This is a genomic window from Shinella sp. Sh6, assembly GCF_055392685.1.
On sequence record NZ_AP044005.1, the window covers coordinates 2,999,423 to 3,022,204 of the forward strand.

Annotated in this window: 23 protein-coding genes; 8 read left to right on the forward strand and 15 right to left on the reverse strand. The window is 67.1% G+C overall.

The window, feature by feature from the left end:
- Positions 1-33: 33 nt before the first annotated feature.
- The 6 genes from ACZ5TO_RS14345 to ACZ5TO_RS14370 all read right to left on the reverse strand — a co-directional run bounded on the left by ACZ5TO_RS14345 (position 34) and on the right by ACZ5TO_RS14370 (position 5,624).
- Positions 34-1,932: a nitric oxide reductase activation protein NorD gene (locus ACZ5TO_RS14345; protein ID WP_464798572.1), complete on the reverse strand. Its 1,899-nt coding sequence runs from the start codon at positions 1,930-1,932 to the stop codon at positions 34-36.
- 8 nt (positions 1,933-1,940) lie between these two features.
- A complete protein-coding gene (locus ACZ5TO_RS14350) occupies positions 1,941-2,744 on the reverse strand; it encodes an AAA family ATPase (protein ID WP_464798573.1) in 804 nt (267 codons plus the stop codon).
- A gap of 63 nt (positions 2,745-2,807) precedes the next feature.
- The gene (locus ACZ5TO_RS14355; RefSeq protein WP_464798574.1) at positions 2,808-4,154 is read right to left on the reverse strand and encodes a cbb3-type cytochrome c oxidase subunit I; all 1,347 of its coding nucleotides are present in this window, start codon (positions 4,152-4,154) and stop codon (positions 2,808-2,810) included.
- 24 nt (positions 4,155-4,178) lie between these two features.
- Positions 4,179-4,631, reverse strand: a complete 453-nt coding sequence (locus ACZ5TO_RS14360; protein ID WP_184145313.1) for a c-type cytochrome — start codon at positions 4,629-4,631, stop codon at positions 4,179-4,181.
- A gap of 155 nt (positions 4,632-4,786) precedes the next feature.
- Positions 4,787-5,062, reverse strand: a complete 276-nt coding sequence (locus ACZ5TO_RS14365) for a cytochrome C oxidase subunit IV family protein (RefSeq protein ID WP_184145314.1) — start codon at positions 5,060-5,062, stop codon at positions 4,787-4,789.
- A gap of 7 nt (positions 5,063-5,069) precedes the next feature.
- Positions 5,070-5,624 carry a cytochrome c oxidase subunit 3 gene (locus ACZ5TO_RS14370; RefSeq protein ID WP_464798575.1) on the reverse strand — a complete coding sequence of 185 codons (555 nt, stop codon included), beginning with the start codon at positions 5,622-5,624 and terminating at the stop codon, positions 5,070-5,072.
- A 101-nt stretch (positions 5,625-5,725) separates the two neighbouring features.
- Here ACZ5TO_RS14370 and ACZ5TO_RS14375 point away from each other — a divergent pair, with 101 nt between their 5' ends.
- Positions 5,726-5,881, forward strand: a complete 156-nt coding sequence (locus tag ACZ5TO_RS14375; RefSeq protein WP_184145316.1) for a hypothetical protein — start codon at positions 5,726-5,728, stop codon at positions 5,879-5,881.
- Positions 5,882-5,890: 9 nt separating this feature from the next.
- The gene (locus ACZ5TO_RS14380; RefSeq protein ID WP_464798576.1) at positions 5,891-6,352 is read left to right on the forward strand and encodes a hemerythrin domain-containing protein; all 462 of its coding nucleotides are present in this window, start codon (positions 5,891-5,893) and stop codon (positions 6,350-6,352) included.
- A 9-nt stretch (positions 6,353-6,361) separates the two neighbouring features.
- Here the strand turns inward: ACZ5TO_RS14380 and ubiV are convergent, their stop codons facing one another.
- From ubiV to ubiT, 3 genes are read right to left on the reverse strand one after another with little or no spacing between them, the layout of a single operon-like run.
- Positions 6,362-7,297 (reverse strand): ubiquinone anaerobic biosynthesis protein UbiV, encoded by a 936-nt coding sequence (ubiV, locus tag ACZ5TO_RS14385; protein WP_464798577.1) that lies wholly within the window; start codon positions 7,295-7,297, stop codon positions 6,362-6,364.
- A gap of 8 nt (positions 7,298-7,305) precedes the next feature.
- Entirely contained in the window at positions 7,306-8,283 is a 978-nt protein-coding gene (ubiU, locus tag ACZ5TO_RS14390) for a ubiquinone anaerobic biosynthesis protein UbiU (RefSeq protein ID WP_464798578.1), read from the reverse strand.
- Entirely contained in the window at positions 8,274-8,780 is a 507-nt protein-coding gene (gene ubiT, locus ACZ5TO_RS14395) for a ubiquinone anaerobic biosynthesis accessory factor UbiT (RefSeq protein WP_464798579.1), read from the reverse strand. Before ubiT ends, ubiU begins: the two co-directional genes overlap by 10 nt.
- Before the next feature lie 108 nt (positions 8,781-8,888).
- On the opposite strand from ubiT, the gene ACZ5TO_RS14400 reads away from it, so the two are divergent.
- Entirely contained in the window at positions 8,889-10,403 is a 1,515-nt protein-coding gene (locus tag ACZ5TO_RS14400; protein ID WP_464798580.1) for a UbiD family decarboxylase, read from the forward strand.
- On the opposite strand, the gene ACZ5TO_RS14405 is transcribed toward ACZ5TO_RS14400, so the two are convergent.
- Entirely contained in the window at positions 10,362-13,475 is a 3,114-nt protein-coding gene (locus ACZ5TO_RS14405) for an efflux RND transporter permease subunit (protein WP_464800397.1), read from the reverse strand. The genes ACZ5TO_RS14400 and ACZ5TO_RS14405 overlap by 42 nt on opposite strands.
- Before the next feature lie 23 nt (positions 13,476-13,498).
- A complete protein-coding gene (locus ACZ5TO_RS14410) occupies positions 13,499-14,665 on the reverse strand; it encodes an efflux RND transporter periplasmic adaptor subunit (protein ID WP_464798581.1) in 1,167 nt (388 codons plus the stop codon).
- A gap of 151 nt (positions 14,666-14,816) precedes the next feature.
- On the opposite strand from ACZ5TO_RS14410, the gene ACZ5TO_RS14415 reads away from it, so the two are divergent.
- Complete coding sequence (locus ACZ5TO_RS14415; RefSeq protein WP_184145323.1) at positions 14,817-15,479, forward strand: TetR/AcrR family transcriptional regulator; 663 nt, start codon at positions 14,817-14,819, stop codon at positions 15,477-15,479.
- On the opposite strand, the gene ACZ5TO_RS14420 is transcribed toward ACZ5TO_RS14415, so the two are convergent.
- The 4 genes from ACZ5TO_RS14420 to ACZ5TO_RS14435 all read right to left on the reverse strand — a co-directional run bounded on the left by ACZ5TO_RS14420 (position 15,470) and on the right by ACZ5TO_RS14435 (position 18,297).
- Entirely contained in the window at positions 15,470-15,790 is a 321-nt protein-coding gene (locus ACZ5TO_RS14420; RefSeq protein WP_464798582.1) for a hypothetical protein, read from the reverse strand. The genes ACZ5TO_RS14415 and ACZ5TO_RS14420 overlap by 10 nt on opposite strands.
- A gap of 130 nt (positions 15,791-15,920) precedes the next feature.
- Positions 15,921-17,024 (reverse strand): branched-chain amino acid aminotransferase, encoded by a 1,104-nt coding sequence (locus tag ACZ5TO_RS14425; RefSeq protein ID WP_464798583.1) that lies wholly within the window; start codon positions 17,022-17,024, stop codon positions 15,921-15,923.
- Between the two features lie 233 nt (positions 17,025-17,257).
- A complete protein-coding gene (locus tag ACZ5TO_RS14430; RefSeq protein ID WP_464798584.1) occupies positions 17,258-17,485 on the reverse strand; it encodes a tautomerase family protein in 228 nt (75 codons plus the stop codon).
- A 125-nt stretch (positions 17,486-17,610) separates the two neighbouring features.
- Positions 17,611-18,297 carry a GntR family transcriptional regulator gene (locus ACZ5TO_RS14435; RefSeq protein ID WP_464798585.1) on the reverse strand — a complete coding sequence of 229 codons (687 nt, stop codon included), beginning with the start codon at positions 18,295-18,297 and terminating at the stop codon, positions 17,611-17,613.
- Positions 18,298-18,480: 183 nt separating this feature from the next.
- Here ACZ5TO_RS14435 and ACZ5TO_RS14440 point away from each other — a divergent pair, with 183 nt between their 5' ends.
- The 4 genes from ACZ5TO_RS14440 to ACZ5TO_RS14455 all read left to right on the forward strand — a co-directional run bounded on the left by ACZ5TO_RS14440 (position 18,481) and on the right by ACZ5TO_RS14455 (position 22,761).
- Positions 18,481-19,515, forward strand: a complete 1,035-nt coding sequence (locus tag ACZ5TO_RS14440) for a 4-hydroxythreonine-4-phosphate dehydrogenase PdxA (RefSeq protein ID WP_184145327.1) — start codon at positions 18,481-18,483, stop codon at positions 19,513-19,515.
- Between the two features lie 69 nt (positions 19,516-19,584).
- A complete protein-coding gene (locus ACZ5TO_RS14445) occupies positions 19,585-20,577 on the forward strand; it encodes a tripartite tricarboxylate transporter substrate binding protein (protein ID WP_184145328.1) in 993 nt (330 codons plus the stop codon).
- A gap of 113 nt (positions 20,578-20,690) precedes the next feature.
- A complete protein-coding gene (locus tag ACZ5TO_RS14450) occupies positions 20,691-21,191 on the forward strand; it encodes a tripartite tricarboxylate transporter TctB family protein (protein ID WP_464798586.1) in 501 nt (166 codons plus the stop codon).
- 31 nt (positions 21,192-21,222) lie between these two features.
- Positions 21,223-22,761 carry a tripartite tricarboxylate transporter permease gene (locus tag ACZ5TO_RS14455; RefSeq protein ID WP_464798587.1) on the forward strand — a complete coding sequence of 513 codons (1,539 nt, stop codon included), beginning with the start codon at positions 21,223-21,225 and terminating at the stop codon, positions 22,759-22,761.
- Positions 22,762-22,782: the final 21 nt, after the last annotated feature.

Consider the following 22,782-nt stretch of genomic DNA (forward strand, 5'->3'; position numbering starts at 1 on the left):
GCATGCCGGGCCCTTCCTCGCGGTCTCCAGCCTCTATCCCACGAGACCGCGATAAATTGCCGGCAGCGCAGCCGGCAGCCGGGCAATGTTGCCGACGATGGCATAGCCGTTGCGGCCGAAGAGGGCCGGCACATAGGCCTGCGCCTCCCGGTCCACCGTCACCCCGAACACGCTGACGCCGGTGCGGCGCGCCTCCATGACGGCGCGACGGCTGTCCTCCAGCGCAAAGCGCCCCTCGTAATGGTCGACGTCGTTCGGCTTGCCGTCGGTGAGGAGGAGCAGGAGCTTGCGGCGGTTCGGCTGTTCCCGCAGCTTCGCCGCCGCATGGCGGATCGCCGGCCCGATGCGGGTATAGAAGCCCGGCTTCAGCGCGGCGATGCGCGCCTCCACGCCACGGCCCATCGGCTCGCCGAAATCCTTGACCGTCTCGACCCGCACCCAGGAGCGCCGGCGCGAGGTGAAGGTGAGGATCGAGTGGCTGTCGCCGCAGGCGGCAAGCCCGTGGGCGAGCACCGTCAGCGCCTCCTTCTCCACGTCGAGCACCCGGCGGTTGTCGAACCAGGCGTCGGTCGACAGCGACACGTCGACGAGGATGGTGACGGCAAGGTCGTGCGCCTGCGGCCGGCTCATCAGGTGGATGCGGTCGCTGCCCTGTCCGCCGGCGGCAAGGTCGCTGCGCGCGCGCACCACGGCATCGAGGTCGAGTTCCGCCCCGTCGAGCTGGGCACGCAGCATCTCGTGGCGCGGCCTCAGCACCTCGAACTGCCGGCGCACGCGGCGGATGAGGCTCTTCGTATCGGCATCGGCCTCCGGCACCGCCGCCGTGTCTGGGGCGGGCGAAGCGAGCACATGGCAATGGTCCGGCAGATAGGTGCCGGTGCGGTAGTCCCATTCGGGATAGGTGTATTCGCCCGTCAGCCGCGAGCGGTCGAGCGCTTCGGGCGGCAGGTCGAGATCGAAGCGGAAGCGGGCGGCGGGCCGCCCCTTGCGCTCGCCGAGCGTCATGTCGTCAAGCTCGTCGGCGGCGCTGGAATCGTGGTCGTCGCTGTCGTCGCCGGGGCGGTCGACATTGACCATCTCGGCCATCGCCAGGATTTTCTCGAAGCGGTTGAGGATAAAGGGACTGCGCTCGCCCTTGCGCTTCTCCGCCGCCTCGCGCTGCGCAATATGGCGGCCGGTCTCAGGCGCAAGCGGCGTGCCGCCCGCCGCCGGCTGGTCGTCCTCACCGCGCCCCTCGCCCTCGGCGCGCAGCAGTGCATCCGGCCAGAGCGGCACCGGCAGCATCGGCAGGTAGCGCGGCGGCGCGCGGTGCGGGAAGATGACGGGCATCGTCTCGTCGGCAAATCCCGCGCCTTTCCTGAGAAGGCCGAGGATGCGGTTCTCGACATGGCGCTCGATGGAGGGCAGCGGCCGGGCAAGGCGCGCCTCCAGCGTCGCGGCGCAGAGCCGGCGATAGCGCCGGACAAGGCCCGGAAAGGCGGCGAGCACGGCCTTCGCCGTCGCCTCGGCGCGCCGGAGCGCGGCAAGGTCGCGCTGCAGCGGATCGCTCTCGGTGATCGGTTCGAGCGGCATCACCGCCATGGCGGCGGCAAGCCAGATGTAGAGGTCCCGGTTGAGGCCGCGGTCGGCGAAGAGGTCGATTTCGCCGGGCAGCATCAGCGTGGCGTGATCGCGGCCGGGCTGGACAAGCTTCTCCTCGCCGAGCCCCATGCGCTCGCGCAGCCTGAGGCGATGCGTCGACGTGCGCCCGCGGGCCGGCGCGATCTGCACCGCACCCTCTCCGCCGAAGCCGCGGAAGCAGACGGCCAGCACCGGCCGCACGTCTTCCAGCCGCACGGCGTGGCCGGGATGGCGCGGCCAGCTGCCGGCCTTGCCCACCAGCCGGTGCCAGGCCCGGCCGACGGTTTCCTCGAGCTCCAGGAAATCCAGCATGGCGGACCTCAGCGGATCATCGCGTCGGCGACTTCGAGGAGGGCGGCGCGCACGTCCGGCTCGTCCGTCAGCGGCTCGATCATCGCCGCGCGAACGGCCTCGCGCACGTCCATGCCGCTGTCGATGAGGCAGGCGCAATAGACGAGGAGGCGCGTGGAGACGCCCTCTTCGAGGTCGTGGCCCTTGAGCGCCCTGAGGCGATGGGCGAGCTCGACCAGCGGCGCGATGCGTGCCTCGTCCAGCCCGCTCTCGGCGGCGACGACCAGGATTTCCGCGGCCTTCGGCAGGAAGTCGAATTCGATGGCGACGAAGCGCTGGCGGGTGGAGGGCTTCAGCGCCTTGAGGAGGTTCTGGTAGCCGGGATTGTAGGAGACGACGAGCATGAAGCCGGCCGGCGCCTCCAGCACCTCGCCGGTGCGCTCCAGCGGCAGGATGCGCCGATCGTCGGTGAGCGGATGGAGGACGACCGCGACGTCCTTGCGCGCTTCGACGATCTCGTCGAGGTAGCAGACGCCCCCCTCGCGCACCGCGCGCGTCAAGGGTCCGTCGACCCAGACCGTGTCGCCGCCCTTGAGGAGATAGCGCCCGGTGAGGTCGGCGGCCGAAAGGTCGTCATGGCAGGAGACCGTCGAGAGCGGCAGGCCGAGCTTTGCGGCCATGTGGCCGACGAAGCGCGTCTTGCCGCAGCCGGTCGGCCCCTTCAGGAGGAGCGGAAGCTGGCGGACCCAGGCTTTCTCGAAGAGAGCGCATTCATTGCCCGAGGGGCTGTAGGCGGGAATGTCGGCGCGCGCGGCCTTGAGCATGACGTTCATTTCGATCTCCAAAACTTCAGGAAAGAGGTGCCGGCCCCGTGGGATGACGGGGCCGGCCAGCACTCACTCGGCCGGCTGGACCAGACGGGTGAGGCTGTCGGCACGCTCGCGGCCGGGCACGAGCACGGCCCAGATGAACATCAGCGCCGAGACGAGGACGACGGCGCCCGAGCCGAGGCGGACCCAGTAGAACAGCGAAAGCTGGTCCTGCACGTCCATGTAGCTTTCCCCGAGCACGCGCTGGAGATGGACCTGCACGACGCCCGCGAAGGTGAGCGCGAAGGTCATCACCGACATGGCCGTGCACATGATCCAGAAGCTGGCGATCGAGAGCCACTGGTTGTAGGGCTGGCGGCCGCGGATTTCCGGGATCGCATAGGCCATCATGGCAAGGTTCAGCATCACATAGGCGCCGAAGAAGGCGAGGTGCCCGTGCGCGGCGGTGACCTGCGTGCCGTGGGTGTAGTAGTTCACCGACGACAGCGTGTGCAGGAAGCCCCAGACGCCCGCGCCGAAGAAGGCCATGACCGAGCAGCCGATCGACCAGAGCAGCGCGGCCTTGTTCGGATGGTTGCGGCCGGCCTTCCAGGTCATCACGAAGGTGAAGATGACCATGGTGAAGAAGGGCGCCACTTCCAGCGTCGAGAAGAGCGAGCCGATCCACTGCCAGTAGCCCGGCGCGCCGATCCAGTAGTAGTGGTGGCCCGTGCCGAGGATGCCCGAGAAGAGCGCGAGGCCGACGATGACGTAGAGCCACTTCTCCACGACCTCGCGGTCGATGCCGTTGAGCTTGATCATCAGGAAGGCGAGCACGGAGGCCATGATCAGCTCCCACACGCCCTCGACCCACAGGTGGATGACATACCACCAGTACATCTTGTCGAGCGCCAGGTTCGCCGGGTTGTAGAAGGCGAAGAGGAAGAAGAGCGCGAGGCCCCACAGGCCGAAGAGCAGGATGTTGATGACCGTGGTCTTGCGGCCCTTCAGCGCCGTCATGGTGATGTTGAAGAGGAACATCAGCGCGACGATGACGATGCCGATCTTGGCCGGGAACGTCTGCTCGAGGAATTCGCGGCCCTCATGGATGCGGAAGAGGTAGCCGACCACCGTGAGCCCGGCGGCGGCGAAGAACAGCCAGAACTGGACGATGGCGAGCTTGGGGCTGTAAAGCTCCGTCTCGGTCTCTTCCGGGATCATGTAGTAGGTCGCGCCCATGAAGCCCATGAGCAGCCAGACGACGAGCGCATTGGTGTGGATCATGCGCACGATGTTGAAGGGCAGCAGCTCGGAAAGCGTGTTCGGCAGCACGTAGATCGTGCCGGCGAGGACCCCGAAGGCCAGCTGGGCGAGGAAGAGGCCGAGCGCGCCGTAGAAGTACAGCATCGCGACCTTTTGCGTTTGATATTTCATGTCTTGTCTCCTGAGCGCAATCGGTCAACCGGCGTCGTTCGGCGGCCAGTCCTGGGTTTTGATCTTGCTCGTCCATTCGAGGAAGTCGGCGAGATCGTTGACCTCCTGTTCGGTGAGGTTGAATTGCGGCATCTGCCGCCGGCCCTCCGCCCCGCTCGGCTGGGCGGCCATCCAGGCCTTCAGCGCCTCGCGCGCGCCTTCCGGATCCTCGACGCCGCCGTAGCGCTTCCACACATTGCCGAGCTCGGGCGCGAAATAGGCGCCCTCACCCAAGAGCGTGTGGCAGTTGATACAGGCGTTCTTTTCCCAGACATGCTTGCCGCGCACGACGCTGTCGGTCAGCGTCGACTCGTCGGTGGAGGTCGTGCGCATGTAATAGTGGGAGTGGGCCGTCAGCCCGACGAAGATCGTGAAGAAGAAGATGGACCCGCCATAGAAGACGTTGCGGGCCCCGGTCTTGGTTAGGCGCTCTGCCATCCCCTGGTCCTTTCCCTTGCCGAACCTCAAGGGGCCCGGCGACAAAACCCCGCGGTGGTTCGCCGGCGATCCCCTCGCCGGCATGCGGGACACCCGAGGTTCTAGCCACGGGGGCGACGCGGTCTTTGCGCATTGGCAAAGACCGGGGCGGTTCGTCAGCCGATGAACGTGACGGCGAGCGCGCGGACGAGCGCGAGCGACAGGAGCGCCGCCGGCCAGGCGAGCAGCGCGGAGCGCAGGATGCCGCGGCTGGTGCGCAGCTCCATGAAATCGAGGATGACGAGGCGGCCCTTGGCGAAGGCCATGACCAGCACGGCGGCGACCGGCACGAGAAGCCCGCCGCTGAGGCCGCCGACGAGCGCGCCGCCGGCGGCGAGCGTCAACAGCATGGCGAGGGTGGCGATGAACTGTTCGCGGGCCTGTCGGGTCATGGGTGCCTCAGGTGAGATAGACGATGGGGAACATCACGAGCCAGACGAGATCGATCGCGTGCCAGAGCGTGGCGATCATCACCACGTTCGCCCGCGAAGGCCGCCAGGCGACGAGAAGGAGAACGCCCGCCCCGAAGACGACGTGCAGCAGGTGGAAGCCGGTGATGAGGAAATAGAGTTCCGAAAGCCCGCCGGCGGCGGCGATGCCCGAGCGAATCTCGACGCCGTATTCGACGAGCTTGACCGTGGCGAAGAGAAGGCCGAACAGCGCGGCGAGCAGCAGCGGTCCGCGGACCGCGCCATCGCCGCGGCGCACGGCCAGCGCCGCCTGCCAGCCGCTCATGACGAGAAGCACCGTGTTGAGCGCCGCAAGCCCCGGATGGAGATGCGAGCGCAGCAGCGCCGCCCTCTCCACATCCACCACCGTCATCACCATGAAGGCGACGAGCAGCGCGCCGAAGGCGGCAAGTTCGCTCCATACGAGGATCCAGAGCAGGAGCGAGTCGGCTTCGCCGCTCTCCGCGCTGCCCGCCGCAATGTCCATGTCATCTATCGTCGCCATGGGGCTTCCCTAGCGTGGCGAGCCGGGGCCTTCTTTGCGCCGGCACAAAGAGCGGCGATGCCCCGCGCGGCATGATGACGGCAAAACGAAAGGATCCTTCCATGACGGACGCTCAGTTCGGCCTCGTCGTCGCGGCCCCGGTCATCGCCGGCTTCGCGCTGGTGCTCTATCGCATGGGCGTGCTGCAGGGGGCCGGTACGATCTCCGCCGTCGGCGCCTCGGTCGTCATCGCCGCCGTCCTGTTCTTCGGCCAGTAGGAGGGCGCCATGAGCGAACCCGTACTGGCTGCCGCCGATATCGGCCGGCTGGAGACGCTGCATTCCCGCCTGCTCGACCTTTGCCTGCGCCTCGAGGAAGCGGCGGGCGATCCCGCCATCGCCGGGGAGCTGCGCGAGCTTGCCGAGACCATCGTCCCGCTCCTGAAATCGGCGCATGAGCTGGAGGAGCGCCTGCTCTTTCCCGATTTCGACCATCATGCCGGCTCGCGCTTCGCGACGATCACCATCGAGCGCCTGAAGGCCGAGCACCGCTGCGACCAGTTCGCCGCGGGCGAGATCTCGAAGACGCTGCAGGCTATCGCCGACGATTGCTGCACGCTGCCGCCGGAAGCGGTCTCCCGCATGATCGGCGGCTTCCAGGAGAGTCTCCGCCGCCACGTCTTTTCAGAGAAGATGATCCTGGAAGCCCTGCTCTCGGCGAGGGAGCAGTCGCGCGACGTCTTCGCCTGAATTGTCCCCTCAGCCGTGCCCCATCGCCGCGTTGCGCCCGCGCGAGACCCAGGCCGCGCCCTCCTGCTGATGCAGGAAGCCGTTCGAGAAGCGGACGCCCGGATAGACCTCCGCCAGTTCCGCGATCGCCTCCTCGCCGTCCATACGGCCGTCGAGCACGGCACGGTAGAGGCCGGCCACCCTCACCATGTCGCAATCCTGCGGGGAAAGCCGGACCCGCGACAGCCCCGCCTCCACCAGCGGCGCGAGATCGTCGACGAGCACGGCGCAACTGTTCGACATGGTCTGCACGCCGTTCAGCACGAGGAAGGACTGCTTGTCGAGCGTGCGCAGCGGCAGGCCGTCCGGCTCCTCGCCGCAGATGAACTGGCAATTGTCCTTCGTCAGCCCCTTGGAGCGGGCATGGGCGCAGCGCGCGGAGATGGCGAGCGGCATGCGGCCGAAGGCGAAGAGCTCGAAGGAGAAATCCGGCATGGCGGCGAGCATCTGCAGGACGGACGCGGCCGGCAGCTCCGGCGGCAGGCAAATGTTCTCAGCCCCGCGCGCGGCGAGCGTGCGCGCCGTCGCGGCATTGTAGACGTTGACGAGCGGGCCGATGGAATGCGGCCGGTCCCTGAGAAGGCCGAGCGCCGAGAGGTCGTTCGCCTCGACCGGATGCTCGCTGTCGCGGATGAGATCGCGCACATGCCGGCTCTCGCGCTCCAGCGTCACCATGGCGAGGGTCGAGAGCGTCACCCTCTTGCCCGCCGCCTCCAGCCGCTCGATCACCTCGGCGATGTGCGGCTCGCTGAAATGCTGGCGCTTGGAACAGACCGTCTCGCCGAGCGTGACATGCTCGACGGGCGCCTCGTCGGCGATGCGGAAATAGAAATCCCGCCACTTCGGCCCGTCCCAGAGAAAATAGACCGGCCCCAGGCTGAGGGACGGTTTGCGCGTCGTCGTCATGTCGTCTCCTATCGCCAGCGCTTGTCGTAGGCGCCGGTGGTGGTGCGCTGGCCCTCGCTCATGGCGCGAAGGCGGGCGACGAGCGCCGCCCGTTCGGCGGGCGCCGCGCGCAGCGCCTTCTTGAGGGAGGAAACCACCTCGGCGACATAGGCCTTGCCGCGCTGGCGCCCCTCGATCTTGAGCGCCGAGACGCCGGCCGCCCGCAGCGCGTCGATCTCGTCGATCACGTCGAGCGAGACGGGATCCTCGAAGGCATAGCCCGCGACGTCGCCGATCTCGAAGCGTCCCTTGCAGAGCGTCGGATAGCCGGAGGCCTCGCCCGCGCCGAAGCGGTTGATCGTATAGGCGCCGAGCTCGGAGACCAGCTCCTCGCCGTCCTGCCGGTAGCGCACATGGCTTGCCGGCGAGCAGACGCCGTTCATGTTGGGCGACTTGCCGGTGGCGTAGGAGGAAAGCGAGCAGCGCCCCTCCGCCATGACGCAGAGCCCACCGAAGGCGAAGACCTCCACCTCGCAGGCGATCTGCCGCGTCAGCCGGGCGATGTCCTGCACGGTGAGGACACGCGGCAGCACGACGCGCTTTGCCCCGAAGGCCTCGATGAGGAAGCGGATGGCATCCGGATTGGAGGCGGACGCCTGCACGGAGACGTGTAGCCGCTGCTCGGGGTACTTTTCCGCGACATAGGCCATCAGGCCGAAATCGGCGAGGATCAGCGCGTCGGCGCCGAGCGCCACCGCATCGTCGGCCGCCCGGTACCACAGCGCCTCGTCGCCCGCCCGCATGAAGGTGTTGAGCGCGACGAAGGTGAGGACCCGCCGGCTGTGGGCGAGCGCGATCGACTGGCGCAGTTCCTCGCGGCTGAAATTGAGGCCGGGGAAATTGCGGGCGTTGGTCTCGTCGCGGAAGCCGCAATAGACGGCGTCGGCGCCGGCCTCCACCGCCTCGCGGAAGGCGGCGGGCGTGCCGGCGGGGCAGATCAGTTCCATGTCGTATCCCTTCCTTCGAGGGCCTTGGTGCGGATGTAGCGCGCCGTGCCGGCAACGAGCGGCGAGAACGGCCCGGCCAGCGCCCCGAGCTCGCGCGGCAGGTCGATGGCGCTGTCGTCGAGCGCATTGCGCAGCGCCAGCATCGCCTCCATATCGCCAGTGACGGAAAGGTCGCGCGAGAAGAACAGCGCATCCGCGTCGCACCGGCCTTCGAGAAGGCCGAGCAGCAGCACCAGCGGCCCCTCGATGCGCGCATCGACAAGCGGCGGCTGGCCGCGCGAGACGGTGAGGTGCTGCGCCGCCGGGACGACGGTGAAATGCAGCGGCAGGTCGGTCGGCGAGAAGCCGTAGCGGGTCTGCCGGTAGTCGCCGAGCCGTTCGAAGAGATCGGGATGCGCCTTCAGAACTCCCGAGAAGATGAGCCGCGCCACCCGCTCCACCAGCCAGATCGGCGCGATATCAACCGGCTTTGCGAGGATCGGGGGAAGCGACGACATGGAAAGGCCCTGACGAGATGCGATTGGCCGGAACCTAGGGAGCCATGCGCGGAAGGAGTTTGCGCCAGCACAAAGACCGGGACGTTTTTCCCCGGCAAGGGAGCCGGCATGAAAGCCGATGCCTCGATCCCGCGCCGTTTCGACAGCCTTCAGGATTTCGTCGCCCTCCTGGAACGGCGGGCGCGGCTGAAGCGCATTTCCGCGCCCGTCTGCCTCGTTCACGAGGTCACGGAAATCCACCGCCGCGTGCTGGCGCAAGAGGGCCCGGCCCTGCTCTTCGAGCGGCCGGTCGATGCGGAGGGCAACATCCAGCCGATCCCGCTTCTCGCCAATCTCTTCGGCACGCGCGAGCGCATCGAATGGGGGCTGGGGCTGGAGACCGGCGGGCTGCCGCGTCTCGCCACGTTCCTCGCCGACCTTCGCGACCCGCGCCCGCCGCGCTCGCTGCGCGATGCCTGGGGGAAGCTGCCGCACCTGAAGGCCGCGCTCTCGATGAACCCGCGCGCGGTGCGGCGCCCGCCCTGCCAGGAGATCGTCCGGCGCGGCGAGGATATCGACCTCGGCCGGCTTCCCATCCAGACCTGTTGGCCCGGCGAGCCCGACCCGCTCGTCACCTGGCCGCTCGTCATCACCGCCTCGCCGGACGATCCTTCGGATATCAATGTCGGCATCTACCGCATGCAGAGGCTCGGCCGGAACCGGCTGATCATGCGCTGGCTCGCCCATCGCGGCGGGGCGCGGCACCACCGCCTCTGGCAGGCCAGGGGCCTCGACATGCCGGTCGCCGTCGTCATCGGCGCCGATCCCGCGACGATCCTGTCCGCCGTCATGCCGCTGCCGGACGGCATGAGCGAGCTTGCCTTCGCCGGCGTCCTTGCCGGCCGGCGGCAGGAGACGGCAAGCGGCCTCACCGTCCCCCTTCCCCTGCCGGCGAGCGCGGAAATCGTGCTGGAGGGCATGGTCTCGATGAGCGAGACGGCGGACGAAGGCCCCTATGGCGACCACACCGGCTACTACAATGCCGTCGAGCCCTTCCCGGTGATGACGCTCTCGGCGATCACCATGCGGAAGAACCCGCTCTACCTCTCGACCTATACCGGCCGCCCCCCGGACGAGCCCTCCCGGCTCGGCGAGGCGATGAACGAACTCTTCGTGCCGCTGGTCAAGCGCCAGTTCCCGGAAATCCGCGACCTCTGGCTGCCGCCCGAGGCCTGCTCCTACCGCGCCATGGTGGTTTCCATCGACAAGCGCTATCCCGGGCAGGCGCGGCGGGTGATGATGGGCCTCTGGTCCATGCTGCCGCAGTTCAGCTACACCAAGCTGATCATCGCCGTGGACGGCGACATCGACGTGAGAAGCTGGCCGGACGTGATCTGGGCGCTTTCCACCCGCTTCGACGCCAGCCGCGACCTCATGGTCGTGGAGAACACGCCGATCGACTATCTCGACTTCGCCTCGCCGAAATCCGGCCTCGGCGGCAAGCTCGGCCTCGACGCCACCACCAAGATCGGCGCCGAGACGGAGCGCGAATGGGGCCGCGTGCTCGCCATGACGCCGGACGTCACCGCCCGGGTCGACGAATTATGGGCTTGCCTCGACCTTGGCAGCGCCACCGCGCCGTAGGCCGGCGATCACCACGAAGAGCAGCGGCACGAAGAAGACGCCGAGCACGGTGGCTGCGATCATGCCGCCCATAACGCCGATGCCGATGGCGTTCTGCGCCGCCGAGCTTGCGCCCGTCGCGAAGGCGAGCGGCAGCACGCCGAGGATGAAGGCGAGCGAGGTCATGACGATGGGGCGAAGGCGCATGCGCGCGGCCTCAAGCACAGCCTCGACCGCACTCCTGCCCTGGTCGCGCAAATCCTTGGCGAATTCGACGATCAGGATGGCGTTCTTCGCCGTGAGGCCGATGGTCGTGAGCAGGCCCACCTTGAAATAGACGTCGTTCGACTGGCCGAAGAGCCACGCCGCGACGAGCGCGCCGAGCACGCCGACCGGCACGGCAAGGATGACGGAAAAGGGAATGGACCAGCTCTCGTAGAGCGCGGCAAGGCAAAGGAACACGACGAGCAGCGAGACGGCGTAGAGCATCGCCTCCTGCGAGCCCGCCAGCCGCTCCTGATAGGAAAGCCCGGACCATGCGGAGGCATAGCCGCCGTTAAGGCCGGCGACGAGCTCCTCCATGCGGTCCATGGCATTGCCGGAGCTCGCGCCGGGCTGGGCCGAGCCGTTCATGGCGATGGCGGCCGTGCCGTTGAAGCGCGAGAGCGAGGGCGAGCCCTGCACCCATTTCGTCGTCGCGAAGGCGGAGAAGGGCACCATCTCGCCGGCATCGTTGCGGGCATACCAGCGCTCGATATCCCCCGGCTGCATGCGGAACGGCGCATCCGCCTGCACATAGACGGGCTTGATCTCGCCGTTATAGACGAAGTCGTTGACGTTGCTACCGGCAAAGGCGACCGAGATCAGGTTGTTGATGCCGCTGATGCCGACGCCGAGCGCCCCGGCCTTCTCCTGGTCGATGTCGATCTTGAGCTGGCTTTCCAGCGTGCGCGTATTGCCGCGCACGTTGCCGACCGTATCGTCCTTGAGCGCGAGGTCGGCAAGCGTGTTGCTGGCCGCGATCAGCGCGTCGCGGCCCCGGTTGCCGGTATCCTCCAGATACATCGAGAAGCCGTTGCTCTGGCCGAGGCCCTGGATGGCCGGCGGGGCGAGCACGAAGACCTCGGCGTCGCGGATCTTGCGGAAATGGGCCGAGGCGCGCTGCGAGATGGCGGAGGCCGACAGCGCGCTGTCGGTACGCTGGTCGAAATCCTTGAGGCGCACGAAGGCCATGGCGGCGTTCTCCCCGCTGCCGCCGAAGCCGAAGCCGAGCGTCATGAAGACGCTCTCCACCGCGTCCTTCTCGTCGTTGAGGAAATAATCCTCCACCATGTCGATGACGGCCTGCGTGCGGGCGGCATTGGCCCCGGCCGGAAGGGTGATCTGCGTCATCAGCACGCCCTGGTCCTCTTCCGGCAGGAAGGAGGACGGAAGCTGGGTATAGACCCACCAGGCCCCGCCGAGCAGCGCGGCGAAGACGACGAGCATGCGCAGCGGCCGCAGCACGAGGCGGCCGACCGCGCCGACATAGCCGCGCGTCGTCTTCTCGAAGCCGCGGTTGAAGCCGCCGAAGATACGCGCGGCAAGCCCGCCATGGGTCGGCTTCAGCAGCATCGCGCAGAGCGCCGGCGTCAGGACGACCGCGACAAGCACGGAGAGGATCATGGCGCTGGCGATGGTGACGGAGAACTGCCGGTAGATGACGCCGACGGAACCGGAGAAGAAAGCCATGGGAATGAAGACCGCCGTCAGCACCAGCGCCACGCCGATCAGCGCGCCGGTGATCTCGCCCATCGACTTCTCGGTGGCTTCTCGTGCGGAAAGCCCCTCCTCCGTCATGATGCGCTCGACATTCTCCACCACCACGATGGCGTCGTCGACGAGAAGGCCGATGGCCAGCACCATGGCGAACATCGTCAGCATGTTGATGGAATAGCCGAGCGCCGCCAGCACCCCGAAGGTGCCGAGCAGCACCACCGGCACGGCGATCATCGGAATGAGCGTCGCCCGCAGGTTCTGCAGGAAGAGCAGCAGCACGAGGAAGACGAGCACGACCGCCTCGATCAGCGTATGCACAACCTTCTCGATGGACAGTTCGACGAAGGGCGTCGTCTCGTAGGAATAGGCGATCTCGACGCCCTCCGGCAGCGAGCCGGCAAGGCTGTCGAGTTCGGCATGGACGGCGTCGGCCGTGGTGATCGCGTTCGCGCCGCTGGCAAGCTGCACGCCGAAGCCGGCGGCTGGCATGCCGTTATAGGTCGAGCTCTGGCCGTATTTCTCCAGCCCGATCTCCACCCGCGCCACGTCGCCGAGCCGCACGACGGAACCGTCCGGCGCGGTCTTGAGGATAATCTTCTTGAATTCGTCCGCCGAGGTCATCTGCGTCTGCGCGACGATGCTAGCCTTGAGCTGCTGGCCGCGCACCACAGGCGTCGCGCCGATGGAACCGGCGGCGACCTGCGCGTTCTGCGCCTGGATCGCCGCGGTGACGTCGGAGGGAACGAGCTGGTATTTCTGCATCTGGTCCGGATCGAGCCAGATGCGCATGGCATAGCCGCTCCCGAAGGACTGGACCGAGCCGACGCCGTCGAGGCGCTCGATCCGCTCCTCGATGCTGCTCGACATGATGTCGGAGAGCTCGGACGAGGTATAGCGCCCGTCGCGCGAGACGATGTTGCCGATCATCAGGATGCCGGAGGGCGAGCGCGAGACGGTGACGCCGGCGTTCTGCACGGCTTCCGGCAGTTGCGATTCGACGCGCGCGAGCTTGTTCTGCACCTCCACCTGCGCCAGTTCCGGGTCCGTGCCGCTTGCGAAGGTTAGCGAGATGGAGGACGAGCCGGTGCTGGAGGTGGACTCCATGTAGAGGAGCCCTTCGAGGCCCGTCAGCACGCTTTCGATCTTGGTCGTGACCGAGTTCTCGACAGCCTCGGCCGTCGCGCCGGAATAGTTCGCGCCGATGCGCACCGTGACCGGCGCCACGTCCGGATATTGCGAGATCGACAGCGAATAGATGCCCATGACGCCGCCAAGCAGCGTGGCGATGGCGAGCACGATGGCAAAGACCGGGCGGGCGATGAAGAAGCTCGCCAGGGCATTGCGCCGGAAACCGCCGCTCATTGGGCGGCTCCCATCGAAGCGAGGGTCTGCTTGACGACGCCGTCCTCGTCGATCGTCACGTCGACGGGCGTGACCGCGGCGCCGGCGGAAATCTTCTGGAAGCCGTCGACGATCAGCCGGTCGCCGTCCTTCAGCCCGTCGGTCACGATCCAGTCATTGCCCTGGGTTCCCGCCGTTGCGAGCTTGCGCTCCTCCACCTTGCCGTCGGTAGAGACGACATAGGCGACCGCATCCCCCGCCCCGCTGCGCTGGACGGCGCGTTGCGGCACGAGGAAGGCGTTCGGCATGCTGCCGAGGTCGACGGAGGCCCTGACGAACATGCCGGGCAACAGTACCCGCTCGGGATTGGGGAAGGTGGCGCGCAGGGTGAAGGTGCCGGTGCTCTCGCTGACATTCACCGTCGCCAGCGAGATCGTGCCCTGCGGCCCGTAATCGGCGCCGTTCTCCAGCGTCAGCCTGACGCTCGGCGCGCCCTGCTGGCCTTCGCGCCCGAGGCGGCCCGCCTCGACGTCCTCGCGGATTTTCAGGAGGTTCGCGCTGGTGTCGACGAGATCGACATTGACCGGGTCGATCTGGCGGATCGTCGCCAGCGCATCGGTCTGGTTCTGGGTGACGAGCGAGCCGACGCTGACGCTCGCCGTGCCGATGATACCGGAGATCGGCGCCTTGATCGTCGTGTTGTCGAGGTCGATCTTGGCGGTCTGCACGCTGGCCCTGGCCGATTCCACATCCGCTTTCGCCTGCAGGAGCGTCGTGCGTGCCTCGTCCAGCGCCTGCTGGCTGACGGCGCTGGAGGATTGCAGCCGCTCGGAGCGGTCGAAGGCGGCCTCAGCGGATTGCTGCGAGGCCTCGGCGCGGGAGAGGGTGGCGTTCGCCGCCTCATAGGCCGCCCTGAACTTGTCATCGTGCACCGTGAAGAGCACGTCGCCGGCCTTCACCGGGCGCCCCTCGCGGAAATCGATGCTTTTGACGATGCCGTCGACCTGCGGACGGATCTCCGCCGTGGCGCGCGCGCCGACCCGGCCGGACAGCGCGGCGAACCGCAGCACGGACTGCGCCTTGAGAGCGATCACCCCCACCTCGATGGCCGGCGCCGCTCCGCCCGGCCCTTGCCCGCCGCCGTTCTGCTCCGAGCAGGAGACGAGGAGGAGGCCAGCGGCCACAAGGCCGATCCGGATTGCCAAAGCGCGCATCATGCACCTCTTGCCGGCGCGGGGCGATCATCGCGCCCGGTCGCCTTATTTACAAAACCAATGAGTACCATTAATGTCGATCAGCCGAGAATGTCAATGCCGCCCGCACCGGAATGCTCCCATGCCGAAACCCTCTTCCCCTCAGCCGCACACGCAACGCAAGGCGCGCGGGCGCCCGAAGGTCGCCTCCGCCGATGAGCGCCGGGCCGGGATCGTCGAGGCGGCGCGCCGGCTGTTCCTTGCCGAGGGCTACGGCCGCACGACGATGAGCGAGGTCGCCGCCCATTGCCACGCCTCCAAGCGCACGCTCTACGAATTGTTCCCGTCCAAGACCGATCTTCTCGCCGCGGTGATCGAGCAGCACAGGACCAGCATGCTCGCCCTGCCGGGCGACTACGAGGGGCTCGGCCTCTGCGAGGCGCTGGAGAGGATCTTCCAGGTCGATATCGACGAGGCGGCGGACGAGGAGCGCGCGGCCTTCCTCAGCCTCACCATCGTGGAGGCCGCCCAGTTCCCGGAGGTCGGCGAGATGATGCGCCGGCTGGGCGGGCAGCGCGCGCACGCCCTTCTGGCCGAATGGATGGAGGGGGAGAAAAAGGCCGGCCGCCTCTTCGTAGACGACACGGCGAGCGCGGCCCGGATCCTCATGGACATGATGTTCGGCGCGGTGGTGACGAAGACCGGCACCGCCGCCGAATGGCCGGGGCTGGAGGCGCGCAAGGACTATATGCGCCGCTGCATACGCATCTTCGTCCACGGCACCGGAAGGCCCGATCAGACGTAGATCTCCCGGTCGCCGAAGGGATCGCCGTCCTCGAAATTGCGCGTGCCGATGCGCGAGGTGCTTTCGCTTTCGGATGCCTGCGGCGCCTTCTGCGCGGCACTCGCCTCCTTGGCGGCCTTCGCCGCGGCGATCTCGGCCTTGAGGCTGGCGATGGCCTCCTGGATCTCGGCCTTCTTGTCCGCGTCCTCGGCCTCGGCCAGCTCGCTTTCCTTGCTGGCGAGCTGCGCTTCGAGCGCCGAAAGGCTGGACGTGCCGGAGGAGGAGGAAAGGGTGACGCTCGCCGCCGTCGTCGATGAAACCGCTGTGACCATGCCGATACCGCTCCGTCGTTTCGTTGCGGAAGATTTGGCACGGAGAAATTGAGGTAATCTCAGCGGCGATTTCGTACCGCCTCCGCAGTTCGGCGACGCCGGGCCGGTGGCCCGACGCCCGTCGTTCCGTTCAGGCGTCGGTAACGGCGTGCACCCAGCCCTGCGGATCCGGACGCTGGCCGCGCTGGATGCCGACGAGCGCTTCGCGCATCCGCGTCGTGACGGGCCCGGTTGCACCGTCGCCGATCGCAAATTCCCCGTCGGCGAACTTCACCGTGCCGATGCCGGCGACGACCGCCGCCGTGCCGCAGGCGAAGGCCTCCTTGAGGCGGCCCGATGCCACGTCGGCCTTCCACTGGTCGAAGGAATAGCGCTCCTCCCGGACCGTCAGGCCCTGGTCGCGGGCAAGGGCGATCAGCGACTTGCGGGTAACGCCGGGAAGGATGGTGCCGCCGAGCGGCGGGGTGAGGAGCGAGCCGTCCTCCATCACGAAGAAGATGTTCATGCCGCCGAGTTCCTCCACCCAACGATGTTCCGCGGCGTCGAGGAAGACGACCTGATCGCAGCCCTGCGCGGAGGCTTCGGCCTGCGCGACGAGGCTTGCCGCATAGTTGCCGCCGCATTTCGCGACGCCCGTGCCGCCGAGGGCCGCGCGGGTATAGTTCTGCGAGACCCAGATCTTCACGGCCTTCGCGCCGCCCTTGAAATAGGGACCGACCGGCGAAGCGATCACGCAGAAGATATATTCACGCGAGGGGCGCACGCCGAGGAAGGTTTCGCTGGCGAACATGAAGGGCCGCAGATAGAGGCTTCCCTCGCCCTGCGGGATCCATTTGGCGTCGATGCGAACGAGCTCCTCGACGGCGGCGAGGAAATCCGCCTCCGGCAGTTCCGGCATCGCCATGCGGCGCGCCGATTCGTTGAAGCGCCGGGCGTTCTCCTCGGGGCGGAAGAGCACCGTGCGGCCGTCCTCGGTGCGGTAGGCCTTCATCCCCTCGAAAATCTCCTGCGCATAGTGCAGGACGCTCGATGCGGGGTCGAGCGCGAAGGGGCCGCGCGCAACGATCTCCGCGCCATGCCAGCCCTTGTCCGCGTGCCAGCGGATCACCGCCATATGGTCGGAAAACAGCGTGCCGAAACCGAGATTTCCAAAAGCCGCCTGCCGCTCCGCCTCGGGCATGGGGTTGGCATTCGTCTTCACGGCGAAGGAGAGGCGCGAACTATCAGCGTTCATGGATATTTCTTTCAGTTCGTATCGAGAAAGGCCGACTGTGCCGCGTCCTTCGCCGTTCTTCAAGCGTTGCAGTCACGTCCATCGGCGAACCCTGCCGGAGAACATCGTCGGCCCATGACTGCATACACCTGGAATAGCCCGTAACGACGGCCCCTCCCCGTACCCCGAAGGCCCGCGCCGGACAAGGGGAAATGCCGCCGAACGGCGGCCACGGCCGGGGGATTTCCGACCCGCTACATCGTGTAGCCGGGCGCCTTGACGAGTTGCACGCCGCCGCCCGCAATGTCCTTGTCGTAGACCGCTTCCTTCCAGCGCTCCTGCGGCACGTCCTCGAACGCGACGGAGATCGAGGAATCCGACGATCCGAAGATATCGATGACCGACCGGGCCACCGCCTCGGCCAGTCTTGCTTTCTGCTCGTCCGTCCTGCCCGGAAAAGCCTTGACGATGATATGAGGCAATCGTTTCTCCTTCCGCCATGCCGCCCTTCGGCATTGCCGGAGTATAGGCCGGTTCGGCGCCCCTTGCGAGATGCCGCGCGCCGGCGGGTCCGACCTCGGCAGCCGTTCTCGTCTCGCGCCGCCCGCTAGATCGCGCCGCGCACCCGCTCCCAGGCGTTCGTCAGGTGGCGGCCGAGAACGGCCGCGAGCCTTTGCTGGTCGCGCGCTTCGAGCGCTTCGATCATCTCTTCGTGCTCGGCAACGGCAGCGGCCCACTTTTCCGGCCCCTCGTGGCCGATGAAGCGGATGCGCTTGAGGCGTGTCTGCAGCATCGCATGGATTTCCGCGAGCGGCGCATTGCCTGATAGCGCGACGATCGCCGTGTGGATGTTCTGGTTGAGCTTGTAATATTCCAGACGGTCGCCCGCCTTGTAGTGCTGCACCATGCGGTCGTGCAGGCCGCGGATCTCGGCAATGCCCTCCTCGCTCGCAATTACGCAGGCGAGCCTTGCGGCAAGCTCCTCCAGCGTGCCGAGAACCAGCAGCATGTCCTGCACGTCCTTGGCGCCGAAGCGCTTCACGACGGCGCCGCGGCTCGGCACCAGCTCGACGAGGCCTTCGCTCGCCAGATATTTGATGGCCTCGCGCAAGGGGGTGCGCGAGACGCCGAGCATCTGGCCGAGCTGGCCTTCGTTGAGGCGCGTTCCCGGCGACAGGTGCCCCTCGATGATCATGTCGCGCAGGCGGTTGACGAGTGTGTCGTGCAACGCCGTTCGACGGATCGGTCCCGGCAGAGCGCTTTCCGGCCGCTCCAAGCTTCTGATCTCATCCATGGTCTTAATCTGCATCTTCCTTTTCGGCGCACGGCATCGGCCGTCGCCAGCGATTTGGCCAAAGCATGAATAGGCCGGGCGGCAACGTCAACGGAAAATGCTGCATACAGAATACAAAAGACTTGATACAGTTTTCCGGATGCCTTATAAACCTGCATACAGAATGCAGAGGAGGAGTTTTCCATGACCGAGAGTGCCAAGAGCGCCCGTCCCGTCATCGCGCTCGCCATGGGCGACCCGGCCGGCATCAGCCCCGAACTGACCGCGCGCATCATCGCGCTCGACGACGTCAAGGCCGCCGCGCATCTCGTGGTGATCGGCGACCGCCGCATTCTCGACGAAGGCGCGAAGGCCGCCGGCCTCACGCTGGACCTGGAGCCCGCCACGCTCGAGACGTTCCAGCAGGCAAGCGGCGAGCGCCATGTCTTCATCGACCTCGGCCATCTCGACCCGGCGGACGTCACGCGCGGCGAGGCGACCCTTGCCGGCGGCACCTTCGCCACGACCAATTTCCGCACCGCCCTTCAGCTTGCCGACGAGGGCAAGGCCCAGGCGGTCTGCTTCACGCCCTTCAACAAGAAGGCGATGCGCTACGCCTATCCCGGCTATGACGACGAGATCCGCTTCGTCGCCGACGTCATCGGCTTTTCCGGCAAGGTCCGCGAGTTCAACGTGCTGGAGAAGGTCTGGAATGCGCGGGTCACCTCGCACATCCCGCTGAAGGACGTGGCGGCCGCCCTTTCGGTCGAGGCGATCCTTGCCGAGATCGAGCTGACGGCGACCTGCCTTCGCAATGCCGGCTACGACGACCCGAAGATCGCGGTCGCCGGCCTCAACCCGCATGCCGGCGACGGCGGTTCCTTCGGCATGGAGGAGATCGACATCATCGAGCCGGCCGTCGCGGCGGCGAAGGCGCGCGGTTTCAACGTCGAGGGCCCCTTCCCGGCCGATACCGTCTTCCTGCGCGCGCTGAAGGACGGCTTCCAGGCGGTCATGACCATGTATCACGACCAGGGCCAGATCGCGATGAAGCTCATGGGCTTCGACAAGGGCGTCACCATGATGGGCGGCCTGCCCTTCCCGCTCTGCACGCCGGCCCACGGCACGGCCTACGACATTGCCGGCAAGGGCATCGCCGATGTCGGCGCCAGCCGCGAGGCGCTGCTGCTCGCCGCCCGCATGGCGAAGAAGGCCGCCGCGCTCTCGACGGCGGCCTGACCGGCCAAGATTTCAGCTATACCGGCATGGAGGAGGTTCGTGCCGGGATCATCCCAACGGAGGAGCAAGATGAAGAAGTCCCTTACCATCGCCTGCATCGCAGCGGCCGCGGCGAGCGTCGCCATGCCCGCCTTTGCCTTCGAGCCGGACCGTCCGGTCGAATTCGTCGTCACGGCCGGCCCCGGCGGCGGCACGGATATCTTCGCCCGCACCATCCAGGCGATCATCACCAAGTACGAGCTGATGAAGGCGCCGATCGTCGTCGTCAACAAGGGCAGCGCCGGCGGTGCGGAAGGCTTCGTCTATGCCGCGACCGCCAAGGGCGACGCCTACAAGCTGACCTTCGGCACGAACAATGCCTATCTCCTGCCGATCCGCGCCAAGGTGCCCTATACCGAGGCGGACCTCACGCCGGTGGCCGCCCTTGCCTCCGACGAATTCGTGCTCTGGGTCAACGGCAAGTCGGACATCAAGACGGCCGCCGACTTCATCGCCAAGGCGAAGGCAGCCCCCGGCGAGCTGAAGGTCGCCGGCAGCCAGTCCAAGGACGTCGACCAGATCCTCACCTCGATGATCAACGACGCGACGGGCGCCGATATCGGCTACGTTCCGTTCAAGAGCGGCGGCGAAGCGGCCGTGCAGCTTGCCGGCGACCACGTCGCCGCCAACGTGAACAATCCGAGCGAGAACCTCGGCCAGTGGCAGGCCGGCATGGTCAAGCCGGTCTGCGTCTTCAAGTCGGAACGGCTGAAGAGCGAGACGAAGGTTGCCGGCAACGAGGGCTGGAGCGATATCCCGACCTGCAAGGAATCCGGCATCGCCATCGACAACTACGCCATGCCGCGCACCGTCTGGATGGCCGCGGGCGTCGACCCGGATGCGGTCGCCTTCTACACGGACGTGCTGAAGAAGGTCTCCGAGACGCCGGAATGGCAGAAATACCTCGCCGACACCTCGCAGTCCGGCACCTATATGAGCGGCGCGGAATTCTCCGACTTCATCAAGAAGGACGAGACGGCCGTTTCCGCCGTCCTCAAGCGTGAAGGCTGGCTCGCCAACTGAGCCCCGCTTTCATCCCGCCTCGTTCCGGGCGCAAGACTGCCGCACACCTGTTGCGGCAGGCTCCATGCGGGTGCCGCCTTCGGCGCCCGCCTCTTTCGGAAAGGGTTTGATCCATGAGTGAGAACAGCGTGAACGGGCTTTCCCGCTTCGCCATGGAAGCGGCGGTCGCGCTCCTGACGGGCGTCTTCGGCATCGCCGTCGCCTATGGCTCGATCGAGGCCGATGCCGGCTGGACCGACATGGGGCCGGGTGCCGGCTACTTCCCCTTCTATATCGGCCTGCTGATCACCTTCGGCAGCGCGGCGAACCTCGTCTATGCTTTCGTCAAGCACCGCGGCACGGGCGAGATCTTCGTCGACATGGCGCGCTTCAAGGTGGTGCTCGGCTTCCTGCTGCCGCTCGTCGCCTTCGCCGCGGTCTCCACCGTCCTCGGCCTTTATGTCGGCACGGCGCTCTATATCGCCGGCACGATGATCTTCCAGAGCAAGTACAAGTGGTGGGCCGGCCTTGCGACGGGCATCGGCGTTGCCCTCTTCTTCTTCGTCATTTTCGAGATCGGCTTCAAGGTTCCGCTCCTGAAGGGCCCGGTCGAGGCGTTCTTCGGGATCTACTGATCCGGTCGGCGCCTGTCTTCGGAGGAAAGACATGGAAAATATCGGTCTCCTCATGGAAGGCTTCGGCCATATCCTGAGCTTCAACCACATCCTGCTCATGATGCTCGGCGTCACGCTCGGCATCCTGGTGGGCGTGCTGCCGGGCCTCGGCGCGCCGAACGGCGTGTCGCTGCTCCTGCCGCTCACCTTCTCGATGGACCCGATCTCCGCCATCATCCTGCTCTCCTGCATGTACTGGGGGGCGCTCTTCGGCGGATCGACCACCTCCATCCTCTTCAATATCCCGGGCGAACCCTCCTCCGTCGCGACGACCTTCGACGGCTATCCGCTGGCGAGAAAGGGCGAGGCGAGCCGCGCGCTGACGCTCGCCTTCGTATCGGCCGGCCTCGGCGCGCTGGCCGGCGTCGTGATGATCACGCTGCTTTCCGGCTGGGTCGCCAATTTCGCGCTGCGCTTCTCCTCGCCGGAATATTTCGCCGTCTATTTCCTCGCCTTCGCCAGCTTCATCTCGATGGGCGCCCAGTCGCCGTTCAAGACGCTTGTGTCGATGATGGTGGGCTTCGCGCTCGCTTCCGTCGGCATGGACACCATTTCCGGCAACCTGCGCCTGACCTTCGATATCCCCGAGCTCATCAAGGGCGTCTCCTTCCTCGTCGCCGTCATGGGCCTCTTCGGCATCGGCGAACTGCTGCTGACGGCGGAGGAGGGCCTGCGCTTCGACGGGATCAAGGCGCGCGTCAGGCTCTCCGAAATCGGCCGCACCCTGATCGAGATGCCCCGCTACTGGTTCACCATCGGCCGCTCCATGCTGATCGGCATCTGGATGGGCATCACGCCGGCGGGCCCCACCGCCGCTTCCTTCATGAGCTACGGCGTCGCCCGCCGCTCGGCCCGCGACAAGTCGCAGTTCGGCAAGGGCGATCCGCGCGGCATCGTCGCGCCGGAGACGGCCGACCATTCCGCCGGCACCTCCGCGCTCCTGCCCATGCTCGCGCTCGGCGTGCCGGGTTCGGCGACGGCGGCGGTCATGATGGGCGGCCTGATGATCTGGGGCCTCACCCCCGGCCCGACGCTCTTCACCGATAGGCCGGATTTCGTCTGGGGCCTCATCGCCTCCATGTATCTCGGCAACATCGTCGCCGTGATCCTCGTCATCGCCACCGTGCCGCTCTACGCCTCGATCCTGCGCATTCCCTTCGCCATCATCGGGCCGGTCATCGTCGCCGTCATCTTCTCCGGCGCCTACCAGGTCGGCAATGCGGTGAGCGACATGTGGCTCGTGCTCGTCTTCGGCCTGCTCGGATACGTCTTCAAGAAGCTCGACTATCCGCTCGCCCCGCTCGTGCTCGCCATGGTGCTCGGCGACAAGGCGGAGGATGCGTTCCGCCAGTCCATGCTGCTGTCCAACGGCAAGCTCTCGGTCTTCTGGTCGAACGGGCTGGTAACGACGCTGATGCTGGTCGGCCTTGCGCTGCTCTTCTCCCCGCTCGTCTTCTGGCTCCTCGGCATCTCGCGCCGCCGCAGGCTGGGTATCCCCAAGCCCCCGCAAGACGGAACGCCGGCGGCCTGATCCGCCGGCTCCCCACCCCCA